At 73.6% G+C, this 22,035-nt stretch carries 9 protein-coding genes; all 9 read left to right on the forward strand.

Translation table 11 applies throughout. The annotated features are described in order from the left end of the window. Nucleotides 1–902: 902 nt before the first annotated feature. The 9 genes from ACIQRL_RS31060 (at nucleotide 903) to ACIQRL_RS31100 (ending at nucleotide 21,986) form a co-directional block, all read left to right on the forward strand. Complete coding sequence (locus ACIQRL_RS31060; RefSeq protein WP_401337734.1) at nucleotides 903–8,132, forward strand: SDR family NAD(P)-dependent oxidoreductase; 7,230 nt, start codon at nucleotides 903–905, stop codon at nucleotides 8,130–8,132. A 152-nt stretch (nucleotides 8,133–8,284) separates the two neighbouring features. Continuing rightward, nucleotides 8,285–12,988 carry a beta-ketoacyl synthase N-terminal-like domain-containing protein gene (locus ACIQRL_RS31065; RefSeq protein WP_401337736.1) on the forward strand — a complete coding sequence of 1,568 codons (4,704 nt, stop codon included), beginning with the start codon at nucleotides 8,285–8,287 and terminating at the stop codon, nucleotides 12,986–12,988. After that, on the forward strand, nucleotides 12,985–13,320 hold the full coding sequence (locus tag ACIQRL_RS31070; protein ID WP_401337738.1) for an acyl carrier protein: 336 nt from the start codon (nucleotides 12,985–12,987) through the stop codon (nucleotides 13,318–13,320). Before ACIQRL_RS31065 ends, ACIQRL_RS31070 begins: the two co-directional genes overlap by 4 nt. A gap of 3 nt (nucleotides 13,321–13,323) precedes the next feature. Further along, nucleotides 13,324–14,145 carry an alpha/beta fold hydrolase gene (locus ACIQRL_RS31075; protein ID WP_401337740.1) on the forward strand — a complete coding sequence of 274 codons (822 nt, stop codon included), beginning with the start codon at nucleotides 13,324–13,326 and terminating at the stop codon, nucleotides 14,143–14,145. Continuing rightward, complete coding sequence (locus ACIQRL_RS31080) at nucleotides 14,142–15,416, forward strand: glycosyltransferase (RefSeq protein ID WP_401337742.1); 1,275 nt, start codon at nucleotides 14,142–14,144, stop codon at nucleotides 15,414–15,416. The genes ACIQRL_RS31075 and ACIQRL_RS31080 overlap by 4 nt, the downstream gene beginning before the upstream one ends. A gap of 143 nt (nucleotides 15,417–15,559) precedes the next feature. Next, entirely contained in the window at nucleotides 15,560–16,597 is a 1,038-nt protein-coding gene (locus tag ACIQRL_RS31085; RefSeq protein ID WP_401337804.1) for a class I SAM-dependent methyltransferase, read from the forward strand. 487 nt (nucleotides 16,598–17,084) lie between these two features. Further along, the gene (locus tag ACIQRL_RS31090; protein ID WP_401337744.1) at nucleotides 17,085–17,939 is read left to right on the forward strand and encodes a slipin family protein; all 855 of its coding nucleotides are present in this window, start codon (nucleotides 17,085–17,087) and stop codon (nucleotides 17,937–17,939) included. 412 nt (nucleotides 17,940–18,351) lie between these two features. Beyond that, entirely contained in the window at nucleotides 18,352–18,783 is a 432-nt protein-coding gene (locus ACIQRL_RS31095; RefSeq protein ID WP_401337746.1) for a VOC family protein, read from the forward strand. 293 nt (nucleotides 18,784–19,076) lie between these two features. Then, a complete protein-coding gene (locus ACIQRL_RS31100; protein ID WP_401337748.1) occupies nucleotides 19,077–21,986 on the forward strand; it encodes an AAA family ATPase in 2,910 nt (969 codons plus the stop codon). Nucleotides 21,987–22,035: the final 49 nt, after the last annotated feature.

The following is a 22,035-nucleotide window of genomic DNA, read 5'->3' on the forward strand; positions in this document are numbered from 1 at the left end:
TGTGCGTTCCCCTCCCGGAACCATGGACACCCAACTCGTCCCGCAGTAGGGCCAATTGGGGGTACGTCAAAGGAGAGCAGCGTAGATCCAACCCCCCGTGGAACCCTCACGCTAGGGCCTGGGATCGAGACGACATGCAAAGGATCTCCACCCGAAAGGCAAAGGAATCACCCAGCCGGGCACCTGAGTTGACCTGAATCCGGCAAAAACGGGCTGTTCGCGAGCACGAGTCGGTCGGCAGCCGCGTTCGGGCCCGTCTCCGGACGGTCGGCGGTCGGCGGTCGGCGGTCGGCGGTCGGCGGTCGGCGGCAGTCGACTGACTCAGGTCGGCGTCACGGCCGGTCGCCATGCCACGGTTCGACAGCCTTTCGCCCCCTGCCCGGTACCCGACGGACGCCATCGTGCAGTAGGCCACCCGCTCGGGATGTTCCCCGGAGTCGATCAGGCGGGCGGCACAGCGTGTGAGCGGCGAGGCCCGCGGAAACCTGCACGCGCCCTTCCCGGTCACTTCAAGATCGACACATGGAATTTTCCTGTGTCCGCCGCCCGAAGGGAAAGTGCGCCTCGATTCGGACATGCCGCACAGAGAAAGTTCCTCATTCACCTATTGGCGTTTCGATGATGTGTGAGGTGAGTGAACGAGACCCCACCATCAAGGAATTGATCCGCACCCCGGTACCTCGTCCGGCGTCCACGGTTGACCGAATCGATGCGCCCGCACACCGTCCCACTGGTTCAACATTGACCAGCCAGTAACAACAGGGCTACCTTTCAACGCGTTTCGAGCAGGCTCAATAAATCGATGTTCCCGGGTTTCCGCAGGTCCCGCTGGAATCCGACGCGCCGCCATCGTTGTCGTACCGCATCCCCCACCATGCAGTCTCAGCTTGATTCGGAGAATCATGACGTCTGCTGTGCGTTCCGAGAACATGATCATCGGCATCACCCCGTTCGGCGAACCCGACGCCCGGCTCGCCGCGGCGGTGTGCCGGGCCGGCGGGCTCGGCGTCCTCGACCTGGGCGACGGGGACCGAAGATCCCGTGACGCGCTGGAACGCCTGCACCGCCTGGCACCGGGCCCGTTCGGAGTGCGGATCGGCGCCCGCTGCCGGCTGGACCCCGCCGACCTCGCGCCGGGGACCCGCGAAACCGGTCGGCCGGACACGGTGGTCCTCGCGGTCGACGCACCCTGGCAGGCCGGCGACCTGACCGCCGACCACCGTGTGCTGGTCGAGGTCACAAACCTCGACGAAGCGCGGGCCGCGGTGCTCGCCGGGGCGTACGGGTTGATCGCCCGCGGCAGCGAATGCGGCGGCCGGGTCGGGGAGTTGAGCACCTTCGTCCTGCTCCAGCGGCTGCTCGCCGCGTCCGACATGCCGCTCCCGGTCTGGGCCTGTGGCGGAATCGGTCCCCGGACGGCGGCCGCGGCGATGGCCGGCGGGGCGGCCGGGGTGGTCCTTGACAGCCAGCTCGCGCTGCTGGCCGAGTCCTCCCTGCCGGAGGCGGCCGCGGCGCAACTGCGGCCCCTGGACGGTTCGGAGACGACGGTGCTGGCGGGTCACCGGGTGCTGCTCCGGCGGGGCCCGGACGCACCGCGCATCGCCGGGACCGACCCGGAGACGGTGGCGGCGGCACTGGGCGCACAGGATCCGCTCACCCAGTTACTGACGGTGGGTCAGGACGGCTTCCTCGCCGCCCGGTTCGCACGGCGCTGGGGGGATGTGCGGGGGACGATACGCGCTCTGACGGACGCGGTGCGCGACGTCGTAGGCGACGACACGGCCGCCGGGGCACTGGGCACGGGCTCCCCGATGAGCCGGGCGCTCGGCACCCGGCTGCCCGTCGCGCAGGGACCGATGACCCGGGTCAGCGACCGCGCCGAGTTCGCGGCCGCGGTCGCCGAGGACGGCGCGCTGCCGTTTCTCGCGCTGGCGCTGGCGGACGGCGCGCGCACCCGGGCGATGCTGACCGAGACCCGGGCCGCCGTGGCCGGGCGGCCCTGGGGCGTCGGCGTGCTCGGCTTCGCGCCGGAGGAGGTGCGTGCCGCCCAGTTGGAGGCGGTACGGGAGCTGCGGCCGACGCACGCCGTCATCGCGGGCGGGCGGCCTTCCCAGGCGCAGGCGCTGGAGCGGGACGGGATCCGCACCTTCCTGCACGTGCCCTCGCCGGGGCTGCTGCGGCAGTTCCTGGAAGCCGGGGCCCGCCGGTTCGTGTTCGAGGGTTCCGAGTGCGGCGGGCACGTCGGTCCGCGCGGCAGTTTCCCGCTCTGGGAGGCGCAACTCGCGGTCCTGGAGGACTTCCTGGACGACGCGGCCGACAAGCGTGGCAGGAACGGCAAGGGCGGCAGCGAGGATGCGGGCGACGGGTACGGCGGGAACACGGCGGAGGCGCTGGAGGTGTTCTTCGCGGGCGGTGTCCACGACGAGCGCTCAGCGGCGATGGTCGCCGCGCTCGCGGCCCCGCTGACCTCGCGCGGGGCCGCCGTCGGAGTCCTCATGGGCACCGCGTACCTGTTCACCGAGGAGGCGGTCGCGCACGGCGCGATCCAGCCGCTCTTCCAGCGCCAGGTGCGGGCCGCCGAGCGGACCACGCTCCTGGAAACCGCCCCCGGCCACGCCACCCGCTGCGTGCCGAACTCGTTCACCGAGGGGTACCGCGAGCACGAAGTCCGACTGCGGTCCGCGGGCGTGGCCGACCGGCGGATCTGGGAGGAACTGGAGCAGCTCAACATCGGGCGGCTGCGCCTCGCGAGCAAGGGCACGGAACGGGACGGCGGCGGGGCGCTCAGGCCGGTCGGCGAGGCGCGCCAGCTCACCGACGGCATGTTCATGGCCGGGGAGGTGGCCGTGCTGCGCTCGGCCACCACCACTGTCGCGGCGCTGCACGAGTCGGTGACCTCCGGGGGCGCCGACTTCCTCACGCGGCGAGCGGCGGATCTGCGCGACCGGCTGGGCGAGCGGCCGGGCGGGTCCGCGACCCGGGAGCCGGTGGTGCCCCCTCCGTTGGACATCGCGGTCGTCGGGATGGCCTGTATGTTCCCCCAGGCGCCCGACCTCCCCACCTTCTGGGCGAACGTCGTCGGGGCACGGGACGCGGTCGGTGAGGTCCCGCCCGAGCGCTGGGACCCGGCCGTGCACTACGGGCAGGGCGACGACGGGGCCGCCCCCTCCGGCGGTTCCGTCCCCTCCAAGTGGGGCGGCTTTCTGCCCCGTATCCCCTTCGACCCGCTGCGCTACGGCATCCCGCCGACGTCGCTCGGCAGCATCGAGCCGGTCCAGCTGCTGTCCCTGGAGGCCGCCCGGCGCGCCCTGGAGGACGCCGGATACGGCGACGGGGGAAGGGAGTTCGACCGTTCCCGTACCTCGGTGGTGTTCGGCGCGGAGGCGGGCAGCGACCTGTCCAACGCGGCCACGCTGCGCGCCGTGCTCCCGTCGTACCACGGGCGCGTCCCCGAGGGCCTCGACGGCCAGTTGCCCCGGCTGACCGAGGACTCCTTCCCCGGCATGCTCGCCAATGTGATCTCCGGCCGGATCGCCAACCGGCTGGACCTCGGCGGCGCCAACTTCACCGTCGACGCCGCCTGCGCCTCCTCGTTGGCCGCGGTGGACGTCGCGTGCAAGGAACTCGTCGGCGGCACCAGCGATGTGGTGCTGTGCGGCGGCGCCGACCTGCACAACGGCATCAACGACTACGTCCTGTTCTCCTCGGTGCACGCCCTCTCCCCCACCGGGCGCTCCCGCTCCTTCGACGGCTCGGCGGACGGCATCGCGCTCGGCGAGGGCGTCGCCTGCGTCGTCCTGAAGCGGCTCGCGGACGCCGAGCGGGACGGTGACCGGATCTACGGTGTGATCAAGGGCCTCGGCAGTTCCAGCGACGGCCGCTCACTGGGTCTGACCGCACCCCGGCCCGAGGGACAGCGCTCGGCGCTGGAGCGGGCCTACCGCAACGCGGGTGTCTCACCGGCGGACATCGGTCTCGTCGAGGCGCACGGCACCGGGACCGTGGTCGGTGACCGGACCGAACTGACGGTCCTGGGTGAGGTTTTCGGCAAAGCCGGGGCCAAACCGGGGAGTTGTGTCCTCGGTTCGGTCAAGTCGCAGATCGGGCACACCAAGTGCGCCGCCGGGCTGGCCGGATTGATCAAGGCGACCTTGGCGCTGTACACCGGCGTCCGGCCTCCTACCTTGCATCTGGAGCACCCCAACGCCGCCTGGGACGAGGAGAGCAGCCCGTTCGTCTTCCACACCCGGGCCCGGCCCTGGGCGGCTCCGGCGCCGCAACGGCTCGCCGGTGTCAGTGCGTTCGGCTTCGGCGGCACCAACTTCCATGTGGTGCTCGGCGCGTACGCGGACGGTGCGGCACCGGCGCAGGCGCTGGACGAATGGCCCGCCGAACTGTTCGTGTTCCGGGGCCGGGACACGGCGGCGGCACACCGGGCCGTCGAGGAACTGCTCGCGGCCGCCGAGGCCGACGGTCGGCCGTGGCGGCTGCGCGACCTGGCCCTGAGCGCGGCCCGGCGGGCCGATGTCTGTCCGGATCCGGCGCGGGTGGCGGTCGTGGCCGCGGACGTGGTCGAGCTGGCCGGGCGGTTACGGCGGGCGCTGGCCGGGGAGCACGATCCCGCGCACGGCGTCCATCTCGCCCAGGGCCCGGCCGAGGGCAAGGTCGCCTTCCTCTTTCCCGGTCAGGGCAGCCAGCGCCCCGGAATGCTCGCCGACCTGTTCGTCGCCTTCCCCGAGCTGCGCCACTACCTCGAACTCGGTGCCGACCACGCCGGCCTGCTGTACCCGCCCGCCGCCTTCGATGACAGTGCACGCGACCGGCAGCGGGCGGCACTCACCGACACCCGGGCCGCGCAGCCCGCGCTCGGCATCGCCGGACTCGCCGCCCACGCCCTGCTCACCACGGCCGGGGTGCGGCCCGACATGGCCGCCGGGCACAGTTACGGCGAACTGGTCGCCCTGAGCGCGGCGGGCGCCCTGAGCCCCGAGACGCTGCTCGCGCTCAGCTCCGAACGGGCGGCGGCCATCCTCGCGTCCGCCGGGGCGGACCGCGGAGCGGACCCGGGGACCATGGCCGCGGTCACGGCCGGCGCCGCGGAGGTCGCCGGGGCCCTTCGGGTTGTGGAGGCCCCGGCCGCCGTGGTCGTCGCCAACCGCAACGCGCCCCGTCAGACGGTGATATCCGGCCCGTCCGACGACGTCACGGACGCCGTGCGTCTGCTGCGCGAGGCCGGGTACGAGGCCCGGCGCATCCCCGTGGCCTGCGCCTTCCACAGCCCTCTGGTCGCCGGTGCGGGCGCCCGGTTCGCCGAGGCGCTCGCGGCCCGTCCGGTGCGCGCGCCGGAGTTCCCGGTGTGGGCCAACCGCACCGCGACGCCGTACGCCGCCGACCCGGACGCGGTACGGGCCGGACTCGCCGCGCAGATCGGCGCCCCGGTCGGGTTCGTCGAGCAGATCGAGGCCATGTACGAGGCGGGCGCGCGGATCTTCGTCGAGGCCGGGCCCGGATCCGTGCTGACCGGGCTGGTCGGACAGATCCTCGGTGACAGGCCGCACCGGACGGTCGCCTGTGAGCCGCGCCCGGACAGCGGTCTGCGCGGCTGGCTGGACGCGCTGGCCCGACTGGCCGTCGCCGGGCTGCCGGTGCGCACCGGCTGGCTGCTACGCGGCCGCGACGCCGTCGACGCGGTGCGCACGCCGGTGCCGAAGCGGCCCGGTTGGACGGTCGACGGACAGTTGGTACGCACCGCCGCCGGAGACCTCCTTCCCGGTGCGCTCGCACCGGCCCGACGAGTCGTGGAGACGACTGTGCCGACGAACCCCCCGCACGCGGTCCCGTCCGACCGGGACGGCCGCAACGGCATGCACGGCAGCAACGCCACGCACGACCAGGACCGCCAGGACGCCCAGGACGCGGTGATCACCGAATTCCTGCGCACCAGCCGCGAGATGGTCGCCGCCCAGCGTGACGTGCTGATGACCTACCTCGGAGCGGTGGCCGGGGAACGGACGGCCGCGCCACCCTCGCCCGTCGCCCCGCCCGCACCGCGGGACACGACGGCCGCCGCGCCCCAGGCGGAGCCGCCGATGTCACCACCACTACCGGCCACGGTGTCGTCGGTCGACCAGGCACCCGCCACCGGGTCGGCACCGGTTCAGGACGTCGACGTCCAGCGGGTGGTCCTGGAGATCATCAGCGAGCGGACCGGCTATCCCCTCGACATGATCGAGCCCGATCTCGACCTGGAGGCCGACCTCAGCATCGACTCCATCAAGCGGGCCGAGATAGCCGGCGAACTGGCCCGGCGCCTCGGCGCCGGGGACGGCGCCGACCTCACCGGTCTCGACGACGCCGAGTTGGAGGATCTCGCGAAGGCGCGGACGGCCGCCGCGGTGACCGACTGGCTGACCGCGCGGCTCTCCGGCCCCGCCGAGCCGACCACGCTTCCCGCCGAGGACGCCGGGACGATCCCGGCGGCCGAGACGGCCGAGGCCTCCGCGGCGACCGAGTCGGCTGCGGCGTTCGAGGTGTTCGAGGCATCGGAGGCGTCCGGGACGGTCGAGACCGTGCGCGCGGCGAACAGCGAAGCGGTGAACGGCCAAGCGGTGGACGGCGGTGCGGTGGACGCCGCGAGGGTGAGCGGCGAGGCGCCCAAGCGGTTCCTGCTGCGGTCGGCGCCCCTCGGGCAGCAGGGTGGCGCCGCGGATCCGGCGGCCGTCCTGTCCGGGACGCGGTGGGCCGTCCTCGGCGACGCCCCCGAGATCGGCGCCCGGCTCGCCTCGTACGGCGCCGAGGCGGTCGTACGCGACCGGGAGCATCTGCTCACCCCGGAAGACGGCCAGGTGGACGGGGTCGTGTACCTCGTCACGGGTGGCGCGCCGGTGCTTCCGGACGCGTTCCCCGTCCTGAAGGCCGCCCTCGCCCTGGAACCGCACCGGCTGCTGGCCCTGCGGGCCGTGGGCGGGGACACGCCGGACACGGCGGCCGCGGGGCTGCGCGGCTTCTTCCGCACCGTGGCGCGCGAGTACCCGTCGACGGTCGCGCGGACGGTGGAGGTGGTGACCACGTCGGCCGTCACGGACACGCTGACCGTCGCGGACGCGCTGCTGCTCGCGGACGCGCTGGTCGACGAGCTGTGCGCGCCCGACCTCGCCCCGGTCGTCCTGCGCCGGCCGGAGGGCCGGTTCGGCCTGGAGCTCGTCGCGTCACCGCTGGGGATCCTCGGCGGCACCGGCGCGGGCCCGGCCGGTGCCGGTGCCGCCGAAGCCGCCGCGCTCGGCCTGGACCGGGACGCGGTGGTCCTGCTGGCCGGCGGGGCACGCGGCATCACCGCGCAGTGCGCCGCGGCCCTCGCCGCCGCCGGCCGGTGCCGGCTCGAACTGCTCGGCAGGACCCCCGCGCCGGACGGCCCGGAGGACCCGGACACGGCCGCCGCCCGTACCCCGGCCGAACTGCGCGCGGCGCTCGCCGCCCGCGGCGGGACGAGACCGGCGGCGATCAACCAGGCAGCCGAACTCCTCCTCGCCCAGCGGGAGATCACCACCACGCTGGCGGAGCTCAGGGCGCTCGGAAGCGAAGTCCGCTACCGCTGCGTCGACTTCCGGGAGCCGGAGGCGGTGCTCCAGGCGGTGAAGGACATCCACGCCGAGCACGGTCGCCTCGACGGTGTCGTCTACGCGGCCGGGGTGATCGAGGACCGGATCATCGCCGAGAAGACCCCCGAGTCCTTCCAGCGGGTCTACGGCACGAAGGCGACCGGCGCCGACGCCCTGCTCACCGCGCTGGAGGAACTGCCCGAAGGACCGGCGTTCAGTGTGCTGTTCGGCAGCATCTCCGGCGTCCTCGGCAACCGGGGCCAGGCGGACTACGCGGCGGCCAACGACGCGCTCCAGACCCTCGGCTCGGCCTGGGCCGCCCGCACCGGGCACCGGGCACTGACCGTGCACTGGGGGCCCTGGGCGCCCGCCGCCCGGCACGGCGGCATGGTCGGACCGGAGCTGGCCCGCGCCTACGGCCGCCGGGGCATCGGCCTGATCGACCCCGAGGAAGGCACCGCGGCCCTGCTGCGCGAACTCGCCTGGGGCGACCCGTCGACCACCGCCGTCGTCTACACCGCCTCGGGCTGGTGAGGGGTTCGGTGACGGATCCCGCGGCGGGTCCGGGGTCGGATCCCGCGGCGGGTCCGGGGTCGGATCCCGCGGCGGTTCCGGTGACGCACCGGGCGAAGGTCTCCGGGACGGGCCAGGAGCGGGATCGGACGGCGGGTGCGGCAGGAGAGCAGGTGACGCGGCGGCAGGTTCCGGTCGCCATCGTCGGCATGGCGGTGCTGATGCCTGGGGCCCGGGATCTGGAGGCGTACTGGCAGAACCTGCGGGACGGCGTGGACGCGATCGGAGAGGTGCCGCGGGGGCGTTGGGACGCCGGGTACTACCGCCCCGGCACCGCGTCCGGACCGGCCGTCGCCGACCAGGTGTACTGCCGCAGGGGCGGGTTCGTGGACGCACTGGCCGAGGTGGAGGTGACCCGGTTCGGGATCATGCCGAACTCGGTGTCCGGCACCGAGCCCGACCAGCTCATCGCGCTGCACGTGGCCGCCGCGGCCCTCGCGGACGCGGGCGGTCCGGACCGGCTTCCCGACCGGCGGCGCGTGGGTGTCGTTCTCGGCCGGGGCGGCTACCTCACCCCGGGCCTGGTCCGGCTCGACCAGCGGGTGCGCACGGCCGGGCAACTGGTGCGCACCCTGGGCGAGCTGTTACCGGAGTTGACGGACGGTCAACTACAGCGTGTGCGAACGGCGTTCACCGACCGGCTCGGCCCCGACAGCCCCGAGTCGGCGATCGGCCTGGTGCCCAACCTGGCCGCCTCCCGGGTGGCCAACCGGCTCGACCTGCGCGGCCCCGCCTACACCGTGGACGCCGCCTGCGCCTCGTCACTGGTCGCGGTCGACCAGGCGGTGGGCGAACTCTCCTCGGAGCGCTGTGACCTGATGCTCGCCGGAGGCGTCCACCACTGCCACGACATCACCCTGTGGAGCGTCTTCTCCCAACTGCGCGCCCTCTCCCCCAGCGAGCGCATCCGCCCCTTCCACCGGGACGCCGACGGCCTCCTCGTCGGCGAGGGCACCGGGGTCGTCGTACTGAAGCGGCTGGCCGACGCCGTGCGCGACGGCGACCGGATCTACGCCGTGATCCGGGGCACCGGGGTGGCGAGCGACGGCCGGGCCGCCGGCCTGGTCAGCCCCGATCCCGGCGGTCAGGCGAGTGCCGTGCGGCAGGCATGGCTCGCCGCCGGACTCGACCCGGCCGCGCCCGGCTCGGTCGGCCTTCTGGAGGCACACGGCACCGCGACCCCGGCCGGCGACGCGGCCGAACTGGCCACGCTCGGGGCGGTGTTCGGCCCGGCCGAAGGGTCCGGCGGAGAGCGCGCGGTGATCGGCTCGGTGAAGTCGATGATCGGGCACACCATGCCCGCCGCCGGGGTGGCCGGACTGGTCAAGGCCGCCCTCGCGGTGCACCACGCGACGCTGCTGCCGACCCTGCACTGCGACGACCCGCATCCGGCGCTGGCCGCGACCCGCTTCCGTACGCTGGAGAAGGCCGTTCCCTGGGAGATCTCGCCCGGTCACCCGGTGCGCCGGGCCGCCGTGAACGCCTTCGGTTTCGGCGGGATCAACGCGCACGTGGTGCTGGAGGAGGCACCGGCACCCGTCTCGACGGCGCCCGCCCCGGCAACCGGGCGCCCTGCCGCGCGGGTCGCCGAGGCCGAGCGGGTCCTGCTGCTCGCCGCGGACGGTCCGGAAGCGCTCGCCGCGCTGCTGGACACCGACGACGCCGCGGTACGCGCCGCCGGACTCGACCCCGCGCTTCCCCATCCGGCCGCGGGCCGGGCCCGGCTCGGCATCGTCGACCCGACCGCGAAACGGCTGGCCCTGGCCCGCCGGGCGGTCGGCCGGGGCCGCGCCTGGCACGGCCGGGGCGACGTCTGGTTCCGGCCCGGCCCCCTGCTCGGTCCCGGGCACGGCAAGCTCGCCTTCGTCTTCCCCGGTCTGGAGAGCGAGTTCTCCGCGCGCGTCGACGACGTGGCCGCGCACTTCGGACTGCCCCGGGCGGCGCCCGAGGGCGACCCCGTCGGCGACATCGGCCGGCACGGCCTCGGCGTGGTGGCCGTCGGACGCCTGCTCGACGCGGCGCTGCGTCGCCTGGGTGTCGTGCCGGACGCGGTCGCCGGGCACAGCGTCGGCGAGTGGACCGCGATGACGGTGGCCGGGCTGTACTCCGGGGACGAGGTCGACGCCTTCATGGCGGGCTTCGATCCGGACACGGTGACGGTGCCGGGTCTCGCGTTCGGTGCCGTCGGCGCGCCCGCGGAGCGTGTACTGGCCGCCCTGGAACAGGAGTTCACGGGCGCCGGCCTCGTACTCTCCCACGACAACGCGCCGGGCCAGTCGATGGTGTGCGGGCCGGACGGCGCGGTCGAGGAGTTCGTCCGGTCGTTCCGGGCCCGCGGGGTGCTCGGCCAGGTGCTGCCGTTCCGGTCCGGCTTCCACACGCCGATGCTGGCGCCCTACCTCGGGCCGATCAGACAGGCGGCGCGGCGGTTCCGGCTGCATCCGGCGACCGTCCCTGTGTGGTCGGGGACGACCGCAGCGCCGTTCCCCGAACGAGAGGCGGAGGTACGTGATCTGTTCGTCCGGCACCTGCTGGAACCCGTGCGCTTCCGGCAGTTGACCGAGGCCCTGTACGCGGCGGGGCACCGGGCCTTCGTCCAGGTGGGCCCCGGGCAGCTCGGGTCGCTCGTGGGCGACACCCTCGGCGACCGCGACCATCTGACCGTGGCCGCCGGCTCCCCCCGCCGCACCGGCCTCGCCCAGTTGCGCCGGGTGGCGACCGCGCTGTGGACGGCGGGGGCGGCCGTCGCCCCCGCCCTGCCCACCGGGCCCCGTACGGACACCACTTCAGGATCCGAATCCGAATCCGCCGACGGCGGCGCGCTGTCGGCACGACCCCCCGTGCGGCTCGACCTGGACGGCGCGCTGATCTCGCTCGACGGCCCGGAACTGGCGGCGCTGCGCGCCGAGTTGGGAGCGGCCGTCCCCGCGCCGGGCGCCCCCGCCCGGGACGCGCCGGGTGCGCTGCGCGGGCTCACCGACCGGTTCCCCGGCGCCGCCGAACTGGACGCCCTGCTGCGGGACACCGCGGACACGGCGGCAGCGCTCATCACCGCGCGGCCCGCCCGCCGGCCGGCCGCCACGCCCCCTCCCCCCGACCGCGCCTCTGTTCCCGTCCCCGCGCCCGTCTCTGTCCCCGCCCCCGTGCCCGCCTCCGTCCCCGTGCCGGCTTCCAGACCCTTCGCCGGCACGCGAACGGTGGTCGGCGACGCGGCGACGGGCACCCGCGTACGAACCTCCGTCGTCCGCGTCTCTCCGGAGACCATGCCGTACCTGCTCGACCACTGCTTCTTCCCCCAGCGGGCCGGCTGGCCGGACGTGGCCGACCGCTGGCCGGTCGTCCCGGCGACCACGATCGTGCACCACCTGATGGACGCGGCCCGGCGGGCGGCGCCGGGCAAGGTGCCGGTCGTCGTGCACGGCGCCCGGTTCGAGGAGTGGCTGACGGCCACCCCCGCCGTCGACGTACAGGTCGCGGCGGAGCCCGTGGCACCGGACCGCCTGGCCGTGTCCTTCGGTCCCCGGGCCCGCGCCACCGTCGAACTCGCCACCGGCTACCCGGCCCCGCCGCCCGCCCGTTGGCGGACCGACCCCGCGAGCGAACGCGCGCCCCTGCACACCGCGGCGCAACTGTACGGCGAGCGCTGGATGTTCCACGGCCCGGCGTTCCAGGGGGTCACCGAACTCACCGCGCTCGGCGAGCGGCACATCCGCGGGATCATCACCACCCCGGCTGCGCCCGGCGCCCTGCTGGACAACGTCGGCCAGATCCTCGGCTACTGGATCATGGCGACCCGCTCCGAGCGGACGGTCGTGTTCCCGGTCGGGATGCGGGAGATGCGCTTCCACGGCCCGCACCCCGCCCCGGGGACGAAGGTGGCGTGTCTGGTGCGGATCACCTCGCTCACCGACACCGTGCTGGAGGCCGACGTACAGCTCTCGGTGGCGGGCGCGGTGTGGGCCGAGTTGCGCGGCTGGCAGGACCGCCGGTTCGACAACGATCCGCACACCCGGCCGGTGGAGCGCTTCCCCGAGCGCAACACCCTGTCCGAGGCCCGTCCGGGCGGTTGGTCACTGGTGCACGAACGGTGGCCGGATCTGGCGTCGCGCGACCTGATCATGCGCAACTCGCTGGGTGGACAGGAGCGTTCGGAGTACGCCGGGCACGCGCCGCGCGGCCGGCGGCAGTGGCTGCTCGGCCGGATCGCGGTCAAGGACGCCGTACGGCAATGGCTGTGGGACCACGGCGAGGGCCCGGTGTTTCCCGCGGAGCTGCGGGTGCGCAACGACAGCATGGGCCGCCCGTACGTCACCGGGGTGCACGGCCGGGAACTGCCCCCGCTGGACGTCTCCCTCGCCCACCGCGCCGAGGCGGGCGTGGCGATCGTACGGCCGCACACGCCCGCTCCCGGTCCTGGCATCGACATCGAGGAGGTCACGGCCCGCGACCCGCAGGCGATGGCGACGGCGCTCGGCGCGGACGAACTGCGGCTGCTGCGCACGCTGTGCGCCACCGGTGGCGGTACCGGTGCCGGTACCGAGGCACTGTGGTTCACCCGGTTCTGGGCCGCCAAGGAGGCGGTCGCCAAGGCGGAGGGCACCGGCTTCGGCGGCCGGCCGCGCGACTTCGCCGTGCTGGAGGCGGCACCGGCCGGGGACGAGCTGATCGTCTCGGGGCGTCTGGAACGCGCCTACGCGGTGCGGTGCGCGCCCGCCGCGAACCCGCCCGGACTGACCGAACGGGCCTATGTCGTGGCCTGGACCACAGGACCGATCGGACCGACGGGACACCCCCACGAGGAGGAGTACGCCCCATGAAAGCCACCCCCCACCCCGCGGACGCCACCCCCCGCCCTGCCGACGCGGACCTGGTCCTCGCCGACATCGCCGGACTGCTCGCCCGGCTCCTGGAGGACGAGTACGGCCTCGACGACGTCGAGATCGGCATGGCGACCACGTTCAACCGCGATCTGGAGCTGGAGAGCATCGACCTGGTGACGCTGTCGGGGCTGCTGGAGGAGCGGTACGGCGGGCGGGTCAACTTCGCCGAGTTCCTGGCCGGGATGGAGTTCGACGAGATCATCGGGCTCACCGTGGGGCAGCTCGTCTCCTACGTCGTGACCAGCCTGAAGGCGGCGGAGGCGAGCTGACGCATGGCGATGGTCGACACCGGTGGACTCCGGTTGCACGTACAGCGGATCGGCCCCCGGGACGGCCGGGCGGCCACCGCGACCGCGGTACTGGTCCACGGTCTGCTCACCGACAGCCTGGCCAGCTACTACTTCACCGTGGCGCCCGCCTTCGCGGCGGCCGGCCTCGACGTCGTCATGTACGACCTGCGGGGCCACGGCCGCAGCGAACGCCCGCCCGACGGCTACACCCTGGACCACAACATCGACGACCTCCGGGCGCTCCTTGACCGGCTGGCGGTGACCGGGCCGGTGCACCTGGTCGGCAACTCCTACGGCGGGACGATCGCCTTCGGCTTCGCGGCCCGCCACCCGGAGCGTGTGGCCAGCGTGTCCCTGATCGAGTCCGAACCGGCCACCGCCGCCTGGGCGGCGAAGCTCGGCGGCATCCTCGACCGGGTGGTGACCCAACTGGCGCACAACGAGCCCGAAGCCCTCGCGTGGATCACGGCGAACCGTGGCCACAACACGGCCCGGCTGGCCCGGGGCGCGGCCCGGCTCGCCCGGGACACCACCCTCGGACAGGACATCCCGGCCAGCGGCGTCCTGACGGACACTCAGATCGCCGCGATGCGCCGTCCCGTGCTCGGCGTGTACGGGGGTGACTCCGACCTCGCCGAACTCGCGCCCTGGTTGGGGTCGTTGCTGCCGGACTGCCGGACGGTGGTGATCCCGGGGCACGAACACTCGGTTCTGGTGGAGGCGGCCGGGATCGTGGGCGGTCACATCCTGGCTCTGATGCAGGGGACTTCGGCGGCCCGGACCGTGGGGGCCGAGGCCCGGTGAGCGGATTCCTGTTCGTGGTGCCGCCGTTGGTCGGGCACATCAACCCGGCCGTCGGGGTCGCCGACCTGCTGCTCGCGCGCGGGCACCGGGTGGCGTGGGCCTGCGCCGACCCCGGTCTCGTGGGCCGCCTCGCGGGTGACCGGGCCCCGGTGTTCCCGTGTGCCGGGCCGGTACCGGGGGTGGGCGAGGCGCGGCGGCCTCCCGACCTGCGGGGGCCGGAGGCGCTGAAGTTCCTGTGGGAGTGGTATCTGCTGCCGTTGGCCGAGGCCATGGCGCCGGGGGTGCGGGCTGCGGTCGAGACGTTCCGTCCGGACGTGGTCGTCGCCGACCAGCAGGCGTTCTCGGGTGGACTGGTCGCCGAGCGGGCGGGGCTTCCGTGGGCCACCTCGGCGACCACCTCGGCCGAGTTCGCCGACCCGCTGGCCGGGCTGCCGAGGGTCACGGAGTGGCTGGCGGAGCGCCTGGCGGGCCTGCGAGGGTCCGTCGGGGATCCGGCGGGCGACACCGATCCGCGGTTCTCGCCGCATCTGGTGCTGGCGTTCAGCACGGTGGAGCTGGCCGGTCCGCCGGCCGCCGCGCGGGGCGGCCCGATCCGCTGGGTCGGCCCCTCGATCACGGCCAGACCGCCTGCGGCCGGCTTCCCCTGGGACTGGCTCGACCCCGGCCGGGCCACGGTGCTGGTGACCCTCGGTACCGCGAACGCGGACGCCGGCGGGCGCTTCCTCGCCGTCTGCCGAGAGGCGCTGCGCGCACGGGCCGACCGGGTGCAGGGGGTTGTCGTCGACCCGGGGAACACGCTGGGCGCGGACGCCGCCTCGTCACGGGACGGCATCCCGTCCCCGGACGGCAGCGGTGCTCCGTACGACACCGGGGCTCCGTACGGCGCTCAGCCCTCGCCCGGCCACGACAAGGACCTGCTGGTCCTGCCCGCCATACCCCAACTCGCCCTCCTCGAAAGGGTCGACGCCGTGGTCTGCCATGCCGGTCACAACACCGTGTGCGAGGCGCTGTGGCACGGGGTTCCGCTCGTGGTGGCGCCCATCCGCGACGACCAGCCGGTGGTGGCCGGGCAGGTGGTGGACGCGGGGGCGGGCGTCCGGGTCAGGTTCGGCCGGGTGACCGCCGCCAAGCTGGGCGCCGCGCTCGACGCCGTACTGCACGAACCCGGGCACCGCGCGGCCGCCGAGCGGATCCGTACGGCGTTCCGTGCCGCCGGCGGTGCGACGGCGGCGGCTGACAGCCTCGAACAACTCGCCTGGGAGTACCGATGAGTGAGCAGACGGATCGACCGACCGGACAAGCCGCCGAGCAGCCGCCCGGACGGGACGCCGTCGAACCGACCGGACAGGACGCCGAGCGGCCGGACAGGCAGGACGTCAGGGAACCGGTCAGGGAGCCCGGCCGTGCCGAGCGGGTGGCGGGGCTGCGCCCCGGCTACCTGGCCGATCTGGCCGAGGGCACGGGCCGCTTCTTCGAGCCGCCGCGCACCGCCTGCCCCTGGTGCGGCTCCGGTCGGCTGACCACCCGTCTGCGCACCACCGACCTTCTCCAGCACAAGCCGGGCCGGTTCGTCCTCGACCGGTGCGACGCCTGCGGGCACGTCTTCCAGAACCCCCGGCTGAGCGAGGCCGGGCTGGAGTTCTACTACCGCGACTTCTACGACGGGCTCGGCGAGAAGAGACTCGGCGACACCTTCGGCGGCCGCGCCGGGATGTACCGCCACCGCGCCGAGTCGATGTTGCCGTACGACTCCGTCCCGAAGACCTGGCTCGATGTCGGCACCGGGCACGGCCACTTCTGCGCGACCGCCCGCGAGGTGCTGCCCGGCACGGCGTTCGACGGTCTCGACTTCACGGACGGCGTCGAACTCGCCGCCCGCGAGGGCCGGGTGGAGCACGGCTACCGCGGCGCCTTCCCCGACCTGGCACCGGAACTCGCCGCGCGCTACGACGTGGTGAGCATGTTCCACTACCTGGAGCACAGCACCGACCCCGACCGTGAACTGAGGGCCGCGTGGCAGGCGGTGCGGCCCGGTGGCCATCTGCTCATCGAGGTCCCGGACCCCGAGAGCCGCTACGCCCGGCTGTTGGGCCGCTGGTGGCTGCCCTGGCTCCAGCCGCAGCACCTGCACTTCGTGCCGGTCGCCAATCTGCGCCACCGACTGGCGGAGCTGGGGTTCACGGTGGTGGCGGAGCAGCATGCCGAGGCGCACGATCCGGTGGACCTGCTCGCCGCCGTCTGGCTGGCGCTGGACCACGCCGCTCCGCGCGAGGACGCGCCCTGGCTGCCGAGGCCGCCGGGCGCGCTGCGGCGGGCCGGGCGTACGGCCCTGCTGGTCGCGGGGATCCCTGCCCTGGTCCTGGCCACGCTGCTGGACCGGTTCGCGGTCCGCCCGCTCGCGCACCGGCTCGGCGTGTCCAACGCCTACCGCCTGGTGGCCCGCCGGGACTGACCCGCGCACGGCTCCGTATCCCGTGGCGGACAGGCGGGAGGGTCGGTCATCACGCGCCCGGACTCCGGCGTGGACCCGCTGGGCAAGCCCTCCCCGTGCGACCCACTGCGACCGTCAGCGCGCGGTCGCCGACCCGGCGGGGCGGTGTTCACCTGCGCACTTGCGCTGAGGAAAGCCCCGTCGGATCCGTTCCGGCGGGGCTCTCGTACGCCCGGACGCGCCGAGACGGAAATTTCTTGCCGTATTGGAAAGCAGATGTCTTCCGGCCGACGGCGAGAAACGGAACTGGGGACCGGTTGGCCCCTGCCTTCGGCGCGGGCAGCGAGCCATGCTCGGAACACGGCACGAACTGCGGAGCCCAACGGGGCCGCCACTGGGGGCTTTTCAACCCTTCTGGCGCACGAGCCCGGTCCGGCTTCCGTGTCCTTCGTGCTCCGGCTGGAGCGTGAAGGGCCAGCGGTCTCGTGCCCTATCTGAGGAGCAGCACATGGGAGTACTCGTTTTCCTGATCGTCGTGGTGGCCCTGCTGGTCATCGTGGCGATCGCCATGGCCATCAAGGTCGTCAAACAGTTCGAGAAGGGCGTGCTGTTCCGGTTCGGACGGCTGGTGGGCCCTCGCTCTCCCGGTCTGCGGTTCATCATTCCGTTCGTCGATGTCCTGCACCGGGTCTCGCTGCGGATCGTCACGATGCCCATCCAGTCGCAGGGGATCATCACGCGCGACAACGTCAGCGTCGACGTGTCGGCGGTGGCGTACTTCCGCGTCGTGGATGCCGTGAAGTCGGTCATCGCGATCGAGAACGTACACGCGGCGATCAATCAGATCGCACAGACCACGCTGCGCAAGGTCGTCGGACAGCACACCCTGGACGAGACGCTGTCGGAGACCGACCGCATCAACCTGGACATCCGCGGGATCCTCGATGTCGCCACCGTCGAGTGGGGCGTGGAGGTCACCCTGGTCGAGCTCAAGGACATCCAGCTGCCCGACAGCATGAAGCGCGCGATGGCCCGTCAGGCCGAGGCCGAGCGGGAGAAGCGGGCGAAGATCATCAATGCCCAGGGCGAGTCCCTGGCCGCCGCGGCCCTCGGGGAGGCGTCGGACATCATGATGGACCATCCCCTGGCCCTCCAACTGCGCAATCTGCAGAGTCTGGTGGAGATCGGCGTCGACAAGAACACCACCGTCGTCTTCCCCGCCCCGCTGATGAGCACCATCGGCGAGCTCGGCTCCTTCCTCGCCCGCGAGACCGCGGCCGCGCACGCCGCGACGCCGCCGTCCGCCGACGGCACCACGACCAGCCCGGACCCCGTCATGAACGGGGCGACCAAGGCCGTCTGATCAACCGCGTCACCATGGCGGTGGCCTGCCAGGAAAGGTGTCCTGGCAGGCCACCGCCGTGCGCCGGACGTGCTGGACCCCGGCGGCCCACTACCGGTTGATACGGATGCACCGGGGCCGCCCTCCGTACGGCCGCCCAGCGCCTCCCCGTTCGACCGTTTCGAACTCGCTCTCCGCCTCATCGGAGACCGCTCCGAGGTCCCGAGGTCCCGAGGGTCCGAGGAGGGCCGACCCGCCGTAGCGGCTCTGGCGGCTGTGGCGGCCCACGCAGATGCTGCTCCGCTAAATTGGAGCCGAGATCGGACGACCTTCTTCCGCGTCCGCGACGGCTTCCGGTGACGAGCAGCCCTGCCGCCCGCCGGCGGGTACGTACTTCAGTCGCGCGGCGCGGCCCAAACGTCTGGAGTCAGACATGAAGCCGAATCGCTCCATTCCGGCGTCGACGGTCATCCCCGTCCTGATCTATCCCGATGTGCGCGAGGCGGTCGCCTGGCTCGGCGCAGCCTTCGGGTTCGCCGAGCGGGTGCGGATCGGCGAGGACCACCGCGCACAGCTCAGTTTCGGCGATGGTGCCGTGATCGTCGGAGATGTACGAAATGATCGCCGCCCGCCACGCCCCGGCGAGGTCACCCACTCGACGACGGTGCGCGTGGAAGACATTGGCGCCCACTACGAGCGGTCCCGGAAGCATGGTGCACGCATCATCATGGAACCGACCGATTTCGAGTACGGCGAACGGCAGTACACCGCCGAGGACCTTGCGGGCCACCAGTGGACGTTCTCGCAGACGCTCGCAGACGTTGCCCCGGAGGAATGGGGTGGAACGTCCGTCACGACCGACTGACGCATGCTGCGACCAGCGTCTGCAGCGTCATCCGGGCGGGCACAGGGGGCAGAGGGGCAGCGACGACACAGTGCAGGGCACCAGCGGGAACCTGGCGGACGGGCGGCGTGACAGACGTCATTGACAAGCCGAATCCGCGAAGGTTGTCATGAACACATGCTGCGATGCCTTGCGACCTGCTGCACTCACCGAGCCGACGACTCCGCCCTCGGCGCCGGTCGTAGCCCGTCACCGGACGCGGCATGCACGAAGACCGCCAGTGCCACCGCCATGGCAAAGGGCGGCCGACGGCCATGGACGTACGGTCCTTGACCGGGCGCCGCGAGCTGCTCGGCACCGCCCGGGCCGAGTTGACGGCCCGTCCCGGAGTGCTCTTCCACGGTCCCCCGGGGATCGGCAAGTCGTTGCTCGTGGCCGCCCTCATGACGTCCTTGGCCGCGCACGACCGGCCGGCCGGCACGGTGCTGCACTGCTCGCCCGTACCGGAGGACGCTCGGCTCCCGTTCGTCGGCCTCATCGATTTGTTCGCCCGGGTGCCGGAGAGTCTCCTGGAGACCCTGGCACCCGTGCCCCGGGCTGCGTTGAGGGCCGCCCTGCTGCGCGGCCGGGAACCGGACGACGACCGGAGCCGTCTCGCGGTGCGCGTCGCCGTCCTCGAAGTGCTGCGAACGCTGGCCGCCACCGGCCCCGTTCTGCTGGTCGTCGACGGCCTGCAGTGGCTCGACGAGCCCAGCGCCGAGGTGCTCGCCTTCGCCGCACGCCGTGTCGAGGACCTCGACGTACGGATGGTGGCCGCGGAGCGGGTGGCCGACGGCGAGCAGCCCGAACGGCTGCGCTGCTGCCCACCGGGCACCGTCGGACTTCCCGTGCCCCCACTGGCGGACAGCGAGGTGGCCCACCTCGTGCGCACCGGGTTCGGTGCCGACCTGCCACCGGCGGTGCTGCGGGCCATCCAGGACACCGCTGCCGGGAACCCCTGGTACGCACTGGAGTTGGGGCGGGAGGCGCTGCGCGACGGAGCGCCGGTCGTCTTCGGCCCGGCGCTGCCCGTACCCCGAAGGCTGCGTACCCTGCTGCTGGACCAGGTGCGCACACTGCCGGAGAGAGCACGGCGCACCCTCCTCGTGACGAGCGCCGCCGCCCACCCCAGCCTCACTCTGCTGCGCGCCGCCGGAATCCATGACCCCGCCGCGGACCTCGCGGAGGCCGATGGCATGGGCGTCGCGACGGTCGACATCGGCGGGACCATACGTTTCCGGCATCCGATGCTCCGGGCCGCCGTCTATACCGACGCCCCGGAGCACAGCCGTCGGCAGGCACACGCCCTGCTGGCCCGTGCGGTGACCGAGCCCGTGGAACAGGCCCGCCACCTCGCCCTCGCCCACCCGCACGAGGACGAGGCCATCGCCCGCACGCTGATGTCCGCGGCCGCGTACGCACGCCGCCACGGCGCACCCGACACCGCCTTCGAACTGGCCGAGTTCGCTGCCCGACGCACTCCCGGCGACAGCCCCGTGGATCGCGCCGAGCGACTGCTGGCCGCGGCCGAGTACGCCTGCGACGCCGGACAAGTGGAGGAGGCGGGGCAGTTGGCCGAGACCGTCCTCGCCGAGTCGGGTTCCGCACGGCAGCGGGTGCGGGCCCGGCTGATCCTGCTGCGCAATGCCGGGCAGGCGCTGGAGGGCGCCCATGAGCTGATCGAGGAGGGCCTGCGGGACGCCGACGGCGACCCGGAGGCGGAAGCATGGCTGCACCACTGGGCGGCGCTACGGGGCTTGCTGTGCGGGGAACTGGAGGAGGCGGCCCGGTACGCCCGGCGCGCCGCCCGGCAGGCGGCCCGGGCAGGAGACACGGACACCCGGATCGGGGCACTCGCCACCCTCGCCCGGGTGCGGTCCCTTGCCGGGGAACCGGTCGCCGCCGACGCCGCGCTCGAGGAGGCACTCGCCCTGGCCGGCGGCGCCGGCGCCGGCCCGGAGAGCTGGGGACTGATCCGGATGCGGGCGATCCTCGCCCTGGACTCCGACAAGGTGACCGAGGCCCGGACGCAGGTCGCCGGACTCCTGGCGGAAATAGGTGAGTTCGCCGGGGTCGAGGAGGTCATGGCGACGTTGGTGGCACTGACCCGTATTCAGGTCCGCTCGGGGCACTGCCGTGAGGCGCTGCGCACCGCCGCCCGCTGCTCGCGTGCCCTGGCCGAGACGGGCGTACAGGCGGCTCCGACGCTGTACGCGGCGGCGCTCGCGGCCACCGCGGGCGGCACCGCCGACGAGGCCCGGCACCTCGCCGAACAGGCGGTACGGGCTTCGGAGGCGGACGGCGACCGGTTGTTCCTGCTGCGCGCGCTGGCGGTGCTCGGGCAGGCCGAGCTGCTCGGCGGCGACCCACGGGGGGCGGCCGCCGCGGTCGAGGCGCTGCAACGCGTCAAGGAACTCGGCGCATCCATGTCCGCCGCAGACCCGCCCTTGCTGCACTGGTACGGCGACTTGGCCGAAGCCCTGGTCGTCCTGGGCGACACGGACGCGGCCGGGGCCGTGATCCGCGAGGCCCGCACGCGGGTGTCCGACGATGCGCCCGGGAGCGTACTGGCGGCTCTGGAGAGGGCGGAGGGACTGCGTGAGGCGGCGATCGGCCGGGCGAAGGAGGGGGCGGTACGGCTGCGTGCCGCCGTGGACCAGCTGCGTCGACTGCCGTTGCCCGTGGAGCTGGTGCGTACTCTGATCGCGCTCGGTGCGGCCGAACGTCGCGCGCGCCGCAGGAACGCGGCGCGAACGGCCCTCGGCGAGGCGCTGGAGACCGCGACACTCATCGGCGCCGCTCCGCTCGCGGCGCGGGCCAGGGACGAGCTCTCGCGGCTGGAAGCCGGAGACCGGAGAGGTGAGGCAGGCTCGGGCAGACCCGAACTCACCCCCACGGAAGCCAGGATCGCCGGACTGGTCGGCGGCGGGGCCACCAACAGGGAAGTCGCCGCGGAGCTGTTCATCAGTGTCAAGACGGTGGAGGGCGCCCTGTCGCGGGTCTACCGCAAGTTCGGGGTCCGCTCGCGCACCGCGCTCGCGCACGCGATGGCGGTCGCCGTCATCGCGTCGGGGGCGGCCGTGGATTCCGGAGAGGACGACCGAGTAAGGCCGCCGGACCAGACAGTGACGGCGAGTCAGGTCGGCCGCATGCGGATTCCCCGTACCTTCGACACACGCCGTTGACGTGACATCAGTAGTTAACACGTGAAGCAAGGGTTCCCCCGCTTATGCG

Origin of the sequence: Streptomyces sp. NPDC091209 (assembly GCF_044757755.1) — a bacterium.
GTDB lineage: Bacteria > Actinomycetota > Actinomycetes > Streptomycetales > Streptomycetaceae > Streptomyces.